At 65.2% G+C, this 9576-nt stretch carries 11 protein-coding genes and 1 pseudogene; 4 read left to right on the plus strand and 8 right to left on the minus strand.

Annotated features, from left to right (window positions below; genetic code table 11):
* Window positions 1–56 precede the first annotated feature (56 nt).
* On the plus strand, window positions 57–302 hold the full coding sequence (locus AC07FN_RS33435; protein ID WP_478399208.1) for a hypothetical protein: 246 nt from the start codon (window positions 57–59) through the stop codon (window positions 300–302).
* Between the two features lie 538 nt (window positions 303–840).
* On the opposite strand, the gene AC07FN_RS33440 is transcribed toward AC07FN_RS33435, so the two are convergent.
* The 4 genes from AC07FN_RS33440 to uppS all read right to left on the minus strand — a co-directional run bounded on the left by AC07FN_RS33440 (window position 841) and on the right by uppS (window position 5120).
* Entirely contained in the window at window positions 841–2076 is a 1236-nt protein-coding gene (locus AC07FN_RS33440) for a cytochrome P450 (protein WP_478399209.1), read from the minus strand.
* A 6-nt stretch (window positions 2077–2082) separates the two neighbouring features.
* On the minus strand, window positions 2083–2997 hold the full coding sequence (locus AC07FN_RS33445; RefSeq protein WP_478399210.1) for a terpene synthase family protein: 915 nt from the start codon (window positions 2995–2997) through the stop codon (window positions 2083–2085).
* 145 nt (window positions 2998–3142) lie between these two features.
* Window positions 3143–3820, minus strand: a complete 678-nt coding sequence (locus tag AC07FN_RS33450; RefSeq protein ID WP_478399211.1) for a terpene synthase family protein — start codon at window positions 3818–3820, stop codon at window positions 3143–3145.
* A 361-nt stretch (window positions 3821–4181) separates the two neighbouring features.
* Window positions 4182–5120, minus strand: a complete 939-nt coding sequence (gene uppS / locus AC07FN_RS33455; protein WP_478399212.1) for a polyprenyl diphosphate synthase — start codon at window positions 5118–5120, stop codon at window positions 4182–4184.
* Window positions 5121–5239: 119 nt separating this feature from the next.
* Between uppS and AC07FN_RS33460 the strand changes: the two genes are divergently transcribed.
* The 3 genes and pseudogenes from AC07FN_RS33460 to AC07FN_RS33470 form a co-directional block, all read left to right on the plus strand.
* Window positions 5240–6040, plus strand: a complete 801-nt coding sequence (locus tag AC07FN_RS33460; RefSeq protein ID WP_478399220.1) for an aldo/keto reductase — start codon at window positions 5240–5242, stop codon at window positions 6038–6040.
* Window positions 6041–6343: 303 nt separating this feature from the next.
* Complete coding sequence (locus AC07FN_RS33465; protein ID WP_478399213.1) at window positions 6344–6904, plus strand: hypothetical protein; 561 nt, start codon at window positions 6344–6346, stop codon at window positions 6902–6904.
* A 393-nt stretch (window positions 6905–7297) separates the two neighbouring features.
* Window positions 7298–7426: pseudogene (locus tag AC07FN_RS33470) on the plus strand (IS110 family transposase); the annotation flags it as partial.
* 18 nt (window positions 7427–7444) lie between these two features.
* On the opposite strand, the gene AC07FN_RS33475 reads toward AC07FN_RS33470, so the two are convergent.
* The 4 genes from AC07FN_RS33475 to AC07FN_RS33490 form a co-directional block, all read right to left on the minus strand.
* Window positions 7445–7687, minus strand: coding sequence for a PLD nuclease N-terminal domain-containing protein (locus AC07FN_RS33475; protein ID WP_478399214.1), 243 nt, complete (start codon window positions 7685–7687; stop codon window positions 7445–7447).
* Between the two features lie 111 nt (window positions 7688–7798).
* Window positions 7799–8017 (minus strand): helix-turn-helix domain-containing protein, encoded by a 219-nt coding sequence (locus AC07FN_RS33480; protein WP_478399215.1) that lies wholly within the window; start codon window positions 8015–8017, stop codon window positions 7799–7801.
* Window positions 8017–8514: a DUF2975 domain-containing protein gene (locus tag AC07FN_RS33485; protein WP_478399216.1), complete on the minus strand. Its 498-nt coding sequence runs from the start codon at window positions 8512–8514 to the stop codon at window positions 8017–8019. The genes AC07FN_RS33480 and AC07FN_RS33485 overlap by 1 nt, the downstream gene beginning before the upstream one ends.
* A gap of 291 nt (window positions 8515–8805) precedes the next feature.
* A complete protein-coding gene (locus AC07FN_RS33490; protein WP_478399217.1) occupies window positions 8806–9498 on the minus strand; it encodes a type VII secretion system-associated protein in 693 nt (230 codons plus the stop codon).
* Between the last annotated feature and the right edge of the window lie 78 nt (window positions 9499–9576).

Raw genomic sequence — 9576 nt, forward strand, 5'->3', positions numbered from 1 at the left:
GCGGTGGCCCGCCACACCGCGCCTGCCGGTCTTGCAGGAGGGCTCGAAGCCCCGAGGTGCTCAGGCATGACATCAACGCACAGGACCATCACCGCCGGCACCACGCAGTCAACCGGCCTGGCGTAAGGGCTCTCAGCCCTGAGCTGAAGTGCTATCAGCGGCTAGGCTATTTCGCCAAGCTCGCCGACGTCTCGGCCGCGGTCGTCGACCACGTACGTGGCGTGCTGGAGCTGCCGGAGACGGTGGTCGCGAAGACGGATGCGGATCGCACGGCCAAGCGGCACCGGCGGTTCGTGCGCTAGCGGCTGGGCGTGAAGTACGAGGCGGTGCGGGTGCGCGAGGTCGCCGAGCAGGCCATTCGCGCTGCGGTGCAGACCAAAGACAGCCCCTCCGCCCTGATCAAGTCACGCTGGAGGAACTGGTTCGGCAGCGTTGCGAACTGCCCGGCTACCCGAGCCTGGACTCGACGGCGCCAGCACCCGGGCGGCGGAGGTCAACGGCGGGTTCTTCGCGATGGTCGCCGCCCGGCCGGTCACAGCCTTACCAGTCGGCAACTGCACGACAGTGAGCACCATTTAAAGGCTTTCGGCCCTCGTCCTGGACCTCGGCATCCCGACCATCGCCGGCCGAGCCGCCGCGATCCGCCAGCACGTCCTGGAGATGCCCGTCCCCGTGGTCGTCGACGCCCTCGGCTACCACAACGTCACCTCCCGGCTCGCCGCCCAATCCAGAAGACCGTGGCACCGATACCCCCGGCGACCACACGTGGTCACCAGCAAGCCCACCCACACAGCGAACTCACGACAGTTGATTACGCAAGCGCACCAGTCCGCAAGGTCCTCATGTGGGTGAGCAAGCGACGGGACGGTCGAGCTCCACGGGCAGGCTCTGCGGTACGGCAATCTTCATGCCTGGGGTCCAGGGAACCTGCTCCAGGGGGCACGCAAGCCGCATACGCGGAAAGCTGTTGAGGAGAGCGGGAAAGGCCGTCTTCCCCTCCAACCGGCCGAGGGACGCTCCCAGGCAGTAGTGGATGCCTTTGCCGAATCCGAGATGGTGGTTGTCGCGGCGGCGGATATCGAACCGTTCAGGGTGCGGGAAGACGACCGGATCGTGGTTGGCAGCAACAACCGAGACCAGCACCATGTCTCCGCGCCGCAGGGTGTGCCCGTACATCCTCAGGTCTTCATGCACCCAGCGGGGAGTGGTGAGGGTGCTGGGCGGGCGGTATCGGAGCATCTCGTCGATAGCGGAGTCGGCCAGGTCCGGCTCTTCGCGCAGCAGGTCCATCTGATCGGGGTGCTGGAGAAGGAGGAGGGCGCCGTTGGCCAGCAGGCCCTCGGTCGCCGCGACGCCGGCGCGGATGATGATGGAGACCATCGCCAAGATCTCCTCTGTGGTGAGCGGGCCTTCGGAGTCTTCGGTGGAGAGCCAGTCACCGAGGAGCCCTTCCTCAGGACGTGCCCGGATTTCCTGGATCAGCTCCTTGACCAGGACCAAGCGGTCCTTTATCGACTGTTTGACGTCGTCGGTCACCGGGCCGATGTCCCTTGCCGTGATGTGGTTCGCGTACTCGATCACGAGTGGCTGGTAGTGCGAGGACCTGAGGAGGAGACGGCACACGGCGAGCGAAGGGATATGAGAGGCGAAGGAAGGGACCAGGTCTACCGGTCCGGACCGCGGAAATTGCGCGATGGTGTCGTTGACGATGGCTTGGACGTCCTCACGCCATCCTTCGACCCGGTGAGGCGCGAAGAGCGGGGCGAAGCAGGCGCGCAGGCGGGTGTGCTCGGGCGGGTCGGTCTTGGACAGGTGCCGCATCATCAGTTCCTCCTCGGGGGAGGAGCAGGTTCGCGCGATCTCCTCGGCGGAGAGTACGGAGCGCTCGTCCTTGCGGAAACGTGGGTCCTTGAAGACCGCGTTGGCGTCTTTCCATCGTGTGATGAGCCAGGCCGTCTCGCCGTTGGGCACGGCGATCCTGGCGACGGGGTGGTCGGCCCGCAGCGGTCCAAGGATCCGTTCAGGATCACACTTGAACTCAGAGCTGGCCAGGTTGACTTCGATAATCTCGGCCATTCGAACCTACTCCTCGGCGAGTGGGCGTACGACGGGGCTGTGGGGGTGTGCCTCTTCCTCCTGCGGGTCCAGGCGGGGGACGAGGCAGATCGGCCGCAGGTCCGGGGAGCGGCTCCACTCCGCGTGCCAGTGGATCCAGCCGCTCAGGAACGATCCGGTGGCCTCGCAGCTGCGTCGCAGGGGCTCGGCGTGCTGGGGGAAGAAGTCCAGCAGCATCCGCTGGCGTTCCTGGGCGCAGCGCAGTTGCGATGTGAGGTGGGCCCATACGTAGTCCACGGCCTGTTGCAGCGTGATGCGGTACTCGTTTTGCACGACGAGCACGAGGTTGTGCGGGTCGGACGTCTCCAGCTCCTTGCGGAGAGAACCCAGGTCTGCGCTGGCGATCGTGCTCTCGGTGACCGCGTCCCGGTACGCACGGTAGATCCGGCTCCCCGTCACGGCCGCCGGCAGCGAGGTGTGCTCGGCCAGGTCGACGAGATCCAGGGAGATGTCCATTGCGACTGTGCGCCTGCGACCCTCCTTGTAGGTCTCCTCGGACAGCGCGATCCCGTTCCGAAGATTGTCGGCTTCCCAGAGGAAGGACTCGAACCACTCCTCCAGGTGTGCCGCCAACCGGGCCCGCCAGCTTGGCGCGGTCACGGGCAGCAGGCCCCGCCACACCATGGCCGTGAGCTGGGCGAGGGCACCCTGCGAAGGCGGAGTGGGCGCGATATCGGGATCGGCCAGCACACCAAGGAGCTGGTCGATGCTCTTGGACATCAGAGCCCGGTCGGCGATCAGCGAGGGGTGCCCGAAGAAGTCGTCGGCGCAGCCGAGCAGCAGTCTGATGTCGTGTGCGACTGTCAGCTCTTCCAGCCCGGCGGTTGGGTACAAGTAGGCTGCCAGCTTGGCGTATGCCTCGCCCTCGTACTTCTGGAACACCGGATCACTCGTCGAGTGATACAGCTGCAGACCGCGTCGGACGTTATGGTCGTCGAGCGCGTCCAGGCCCGGGTTTTTACGGAAGGGACATGGGCTGACCAGCGGCGGAACGACCACTGTGGCACTGGGATTTGTGGTGTGCGCGTCAGGAAGTAGGTTGCGGGACACTGATGCCCTCCTCCTTCGGGTCGCTGTAGCGACCGCTCTCTTCGTGCCATCGGATGAAGCCCGCCTGCCACCTGCCCACCCGGTCGAAGACCTGGTGCAACGCCTCCTTGTGTTCGGGAAAGACGATCTGGATCTGCGGTTCCAGATCGACGAGCTGTTGGGTGTGCAGGGCGTAGAGGTCGGCGACATGGCTGGCAGCGGCTTCCAGGCCGCATCCGTACTGGGTCTTCAGGATGCTGATGAGGTTGGACTGGGCGCTGCCGGCGGATTCCTCCACCCGGTAGGAGATCAGGTCGTTGAAGTAGCACAGGCACTCGACGGCTGTGTTCAGGTAGCGCTGGTAGAGAGGACTGTCGTGGACGTGGTCCGGAATAGCCTGTGGCAAGTCCAGATGGATCATGTCCATGTAGGTCTGGGATCCGAAGAGATGAAGCCGGTGATTCCAGAACTCCGTCTCCTCGAGCGGGCGGTTGTGTCCCAGCTGGTCCGCTTCCCAGCGACAGGCGTCGAACCAGGCATTCATGTGCCCGACGAAGCGCCGCCGCCAGGCCGGTTCCGTGCGGGGCACCAGAGCGTGCCACCACGTCTCCACGAGCACCGCATTGGGATCCTGCGGCGCGACTGGTGTGCCGCGCGTGTCCGGATAGGCGAGCACGTCGGCGTAATGAGCCAGCGCCGACCGGGTACGCCGCATATTCTCCTGGCAGGCAGGCAGGCCGGTCGAGATAGTCGTCGATGACGACTACGGACCAGTAGAAGTCGTGGATGATCTCCAGGGTGGCCAGGCCGGCCCAGGGATACGTATAGGCGGTCAGGCTGTCGAACATCTCGCGCCGGAACTTGTTCCGGACGGATTCGGGCACGTCACCGTAGAACCAATCCCCCCGCCGCTGGGAATGCCCGCGCAGTTCAGGATGATGCGGGCTGACCTGTGCGGGGAATCGGTTGGCAACGCGGAGAGGAAGCCGGTGAGACAGGGACACGAGCGACTCCGATGACGTGTAGCGGACGGCTGTTCAAGCTCCGAACCGCCGGTGGCGGTTGCTGTAGGCACGCAAGGCGGCTTCCAGGTCGGAATGGGCGAAGTCAGGCCACAGCGACGCGCAGAAGTACAGCTCCGCGTAAGCCGCCTGCCACATCATGAATCCGGATGTGCGGATCTCCCCGGACGGTCGAATCACCAGATCGGGGTCCGGCCAGCCGGCTGTGGACAGATAGCTGGCCAGTACCTCCTCGGTGACTTTGACGGGCTTCCCGGACTCCACGTCGGCGACCAGTGCACGCACCGCACCGACCACGTCCTGGCGCCCCCCGTAGGCGATGGCCAGGTTGACCAGCATTCCTCCGACGTCGGCGGTCTGCCGCTCGGCACGACGCAGTCTGTCGGCCAGTGCCGTCGGCAACAGCTCCAGCGAGCCGATCACGCGCAGGCGCCAGCGCCGCGCCGCTACCAGCCTGTCGACTACATCCGCGTCGATCGCATAGAGATCAACCAGTTCGCGCTGCGAGCGCGTCCGGATGTTGTCGTCGGACAACATCCACAGTGTCACGACCTCGATGCCGAACTCCTCGCACCAGCCCAGCACCATCGGTATCTTGCCGAAGCCGGCCCGGTGCCCCTCGTACACCGCTGACTTACCGTTTGCGCGCGCCCAGCGTCGATTGCCGTCCAGCACGATCCCCACATGCCGTGGAAGGCGGGAGGGAGAGACGGATCCACGCTGACGCGCGTTGAACGCCCGATCCGGCAGAGCCACCGTTCCCGGCCCACGAATCCCGATGTCTTGATCCGCTGAACCACCTGGTGAGACGCCATCAGCGTCTTCTGTGGTCATCAGCCTCGCCTCCCCGGTCTCTTTCGGGGCTGACCGTAGGTTCGGGAGCGCCGGGATCACACCACTGCGAACGGAAACCTGTACGAACAGGCCGAAAAACAGACCCACATGCACCCACATGGACGCCTTCTCGTTTAGTGGGGCCAAGTTCGTGTGATAAGCACCAGGCCAGAAGCCTGGCGAGACCTACCCGCTCGGCTATCGGCGAGTACCGCAAAACCCGAGAGGCGATGAAGGCAATGGAATCTTGCGCTGAGACCTTCTCCATAGGTGGTCAGCTACCGGTCCGCAGGATCGGTTACGGGGCCATGGGGCTGACCGGTCCGGGCTACTGGTACTACCCGACGGATACGGATGCCGCGTTGGCGGTGCTGCGGCGCGCTGTCGACCTCGGCGTCAACCACATCGACACCGCCGACGCCTACGGCCCCGAGACCAGCGAGCACCTGATCCGCAAGGCCCTGCACCCATACCCCGACGACCTTGTGATCGCCACCAAGGGCGGGGTGACCCGGCAGGGACCGAACCGGGCGGCGCGAGTCGGCCGACCGGAATATCTGCGTCAGTGTGTCGAAATGAGCTTGCGCCGACTGGCCCTCGACCGGATCGATCTGTACTACCTGCACCGCATCGACCCGCAGGTCCCGGTTGCCGACCAGATCGGAGCTCTGAGCGATATGCGAAACGAGGGCAAGATCCGATTCATCGGCCTGTCCAAGGTGACGTGTAGCCAGATCGAGCAGATCGTGGCCGAGACGCCGATCGCCGCGATTCAAAACCGGTTCAACGCCAACGACGGAGACCGTCAGGTGCTGGACTACTGCACGGACACGGGCACCGCGTTCGTGCCGTATTCCCCGTTTGATCAGGGGAAACTGCCGGACGTACCTGGCGAGGGACGGCACCGGTTCACGACCGCGCAACGGACGCTGGCCTGGCTGCTGTCCCTGTCGCCCGTGGTGCTGCCGATACCCAGCACCACATCGCTCGATCACCTGGCCGAGAACATGGACGTCTCGTTGCCGGCAAGACGCGGCTGAACCGCTGCACTAGGGCTGGGAAGACCGTGGCCGGCGTTTCCTCGCGCCCGACGTCGGCTGCTCGCCAGCTCACGCGGATGTATCGATCATCCTGCTGACAGCACACGGTCAGCAGGTTAGCGCCGGCGCGTGCAGGGGCCTGACTACCACGGTGGAGCTGGTCTCAGTTCTGCTCTGGTTGGGGACTGGGGGTGGTGACGGGGCCTGCAAGGCGTCGCCCCCTTCTTAACCACGATGTGCGGCCGGACAAGACCCCGTCGATCACCGAGAGACCGGTTCGGCCAGGCAAGTGAGGAGGCTGAGGTGACACTGACGAAGTCCGGTGCGGTCCACGCCACTGCGATGTGGTATCGCGACCAGATGGCCTGGGCCGTCGACAGGACTGATAACTCCGTTGTGCTGACACTCGGACGCGGCATGGTGGCGTTCGATGTGCCCGCCGACTGGGCTTTCAGGGTGCGGAACCGACTGGAGCACAACGGTTTCTGCACTCCGGCGCTGTTGGTCGGTGCCCGCCTGGTCCGCGCGGTGTTCCTCGCGGAGGCCGATGGTGTCGTGTTGGGCCAGTTTCAGATGCCCGGCGACGTGCGGTACCTGGCGGCGCCCTGCCAGATCGATCTGCCGCTGTTGCACGTGACGGCCGCGCAAAGCAGAAGATGGTTCTGCGCACCGAATCCCGCCCGCCGGTGGCTCTTCCCGGCCGGTGCCGTGCTCGCCGCGGTCAACGCCGCAACCCCGCCACCGTTCAAGGGCGCACAACCACCGGATGACCGCCGATCGACGCAGCCTGCTCATCGGGTGAGCTCCGATCATCGGCGCGCGAGCGGCCGCGGACACCGACGCGCTGTCTGCCCCGCCTTCTAGCGCTCCAACGCGAAGATCCGCAACAGGCCGGGAACCGGAACCTGCTCTGCCCCGGCACCGCCCGCACCAGCTCAAGGCAGAGTAGGACATCTCGAAGACCGAAAGCCAGTGAGGAAAGTCCGCGACGGGCGAGCGCAGACAGCTCGCCATCCATTGTGGACAAGGAATTCGGTGCTCACACAGCCCAGACCGTACGACTGCCGGCGAAGCCACCACCGCAATGCCGATCAGTCGCGCGATCGTAATCCCGGTTCGGTGCAGGACGGGCTCGGTGGTGCCCGTCTGGTATCACTATTGTTGCCGCGGCGGCATCCGGCATCACCCCCGATCGCCCGGCGCAATGACCCATGCCCCCTGCCCTAACCTCACCCCACGGATACGGCAGAAGAGCCCCAAGAACGCGGCGAACGGCTGATCCACACCCGGGCCTTGTTCGTCCTGGCCCGCCGCCTGGTCGACGTGCTCTGGGCCCTGCTGCGCGACGGACGGCTGTTCACCTCCACCTCGCCTCAATCCCGCTAGCACTGCGACTTGACACGGTCATTGAGATTCCACACCCGCGGGGAGCCCAGCCCTGGCAGCGTGGTGGCCGAGCCGCGGCTTCCACCCCACCAGGAACCACAACAGCGGACCGAACAACGGCACGCAGGCGACGAGCAAGAACCACGCGAGCTTCGCCCCCAAACCCTTGTCGCTGCGGAAAACATCGAACAGCGCCCACCGACGAACAGCAGATACACGAGCACGATCGATCCGATCAGCAGCACACTGACGCCGCCCCAAAACGATCCGGATCCTTGAGCAGCATGGGCGGCCGCCGTGAGCATCATCGGGGTGCTTCCTTCCATCAATTCCATTGTGTACATAGCTGTTGATGAAGCCGATCCCGCGTCTTCACGCGATGGGCTCGTCGGGAACCCAGCGCAGCAGGTCACCTGGCTGACATTCGAGCACTCGGCAGATCGCGTCGAGCGTGGTGAAGCGGACGGCTTTCGCCCGGCCGTTCTTCAGCACAGCCACGTTCGCCGCGCTGATGCCCACGGCCTCAACGAACTCACCCACTGTCATCTTCCGCCTGGCGAGCTGGACATCGAGGTCGACGACGATCGCCATCAGACGACCTCGTCCATCTCACTGCGCAGCACGATCGCCTTGCTCAGCAGGTGCCGCCCCACGAACAGCAGCAGGACTGCCCCGATCGCGGCGATCGTGCCCACCGCAGAGCCCAGCCACAAACCGATGAGCTCCATCCCATCCGAAGGAGAGGGGATGTCCGCGAAGGTCACATACACGAACAGGCCAGCGAGCACGACAGCAGCGGCGAAGAGGGCGCCGATCGTCACATTCGCCCAGGCAAGCGCGCCGTGCTCGAAAACGGCCCCCTTGCCCGCCCGGTGCAGCAATGCCCACACCCCTACCAGCGCGACCTGGAAACACGCGATGAAGACGATCGCTGCCGTAACCAGGGGTACCCGCACGGACTCGTAGGGAGGAAACAGGGCGACTTCGCCGGCAGCGGTCGCCGGGATCACGACAAACTGGGCGAACAACCCAGCAGTGAACGCTCCGGCGACGAGGACCTGGATAACGATGACAATCGAACGAGGCATGCATTGATTATCGATCGATTCCTATCGATCGTCAATCGATAGGAACCGACCCTCGACTCTCGGCCGTCGGCGAAGTCAGGGCCCGAACGCCAGCTGCCCACCGCTTCCACGGCGCCGCGACAGGACAAGAACCTGACCGGTTCGAGCGCATCCGGCTACTTCTGCTGCGGTGTCAACGATGAAGACCGCGTCCCTTCTACCGCACCCGGACGAGGTTCGCCCGAGTGAAGCACCTAGGTGCCCACCCGCGTTAGTCCATTATGGATGAATCGGCGGACGAAGTGTCCTGCTTCACCGCGCGGTCTCGACGTCCTCGTCCGCCCCGGGTTTCTCGCTGGACTCCCTCTCATCGGACGTGCTTTCCCTGGGCGTCCACGGCACCACCCGCAGCCCGCTCACGTCCTGGTGGTTCGCGTACAGCTCGGCCACCTGCTCGTCGTCCAGCATCAACGTCTCACGCATGAAATCTCCAGTGAGCCGCACCGACGCCGGCCCCGCGGGATTGAACAACACATCCACCCCGTCCGCGAGCAGCACGACCAGCTCGTCGAGGTCGATCCGCCGCCAGTCGGGCGAGCTGATCCGCCGCCGGTGCGGCTCACCGGTCGCCACCACCACACACGGCACCTCATCCGGCGACTTCGTGACCAGCGGACGCCCATCACCGTTCATCGCGATATCGAACAGCGAGTCCCGCAACATCAGCTGGATGTGCTCGACCTCCGCACGCCCCTGCAACACCAGCCGCAGCACCGCGTCCAACGGATCCGACGGCGAGTTCTCATCGCTCGGGGCGTACTCCGGGTTCGGCCGGAATTTGCCCAACCTGTCCCCCTCCTCCACCGGCCACAGCCCGACCACGGCTTCAATCGGCGGAGCGTCGTTCTCGGACGCCGGAGCCCAGGACGGGTCCATCAGCAGCAACCAGTTCTCCAGCCGCCCTTCGGCCTGGGTCTCTTCGCCCGTTTCAGTCACAAAATCCATGATGGTTCCTCACTCGGCTGATCGCTTCTTCGTCTGGTTGGGGATGTCTCCGCCGTGATGGGGCGTGCATGTGTGGTG

The sequence above is a fragment of the Saccharopolyspora sp. NPDC045941 genome, assembly GCF_056431445.1.

Coding starts and splice junctions, on each gene's coding strand:
- uppS (WP_478399212.1), bottom strand. CDS start 5,120: ATGTGGGTGCATGTGGGTCTGTTTTTCGGCCTGTTCGTACAGGTTTCC.
- AC07FN_RS33480 (WP_478399215.1), bottom strand. CDS start 8,017: ATGGCGATCGTCGTCGACCTCGATGTCCAGCTCGCCAGGCGGAAGATG.
- AC07FN_RS33485 (WP_478399216.1), bottom strand. CDS start 8,514: ATGCCTCGTTCGATTGTCATCGTTATCCAGGTCCTCGTCGCCGGAGCG.
- AC07FN_RS33460 (WP_478399220.1), top strand. CDS start 5,240: ATGGAATCTTGCGCTGAGACCTTCTCCATAGGTGGTCAGCTACCGGTC.
- AC07FN_RS33490 (WP_478399217.1), bottom strand. CDS start 9,498: ATGGATTTTGTGACTGAAACGGGCGAAGAGACCCAGGCCGAAGGGCGG.
- AC07FN_RS33440 (WP_478399209.1), bottom strand. CDS start 2,076: ATGGCCGAGATTATCGAAGTCAACCTGGCCAGCTCTGAGTTCAAGTGT.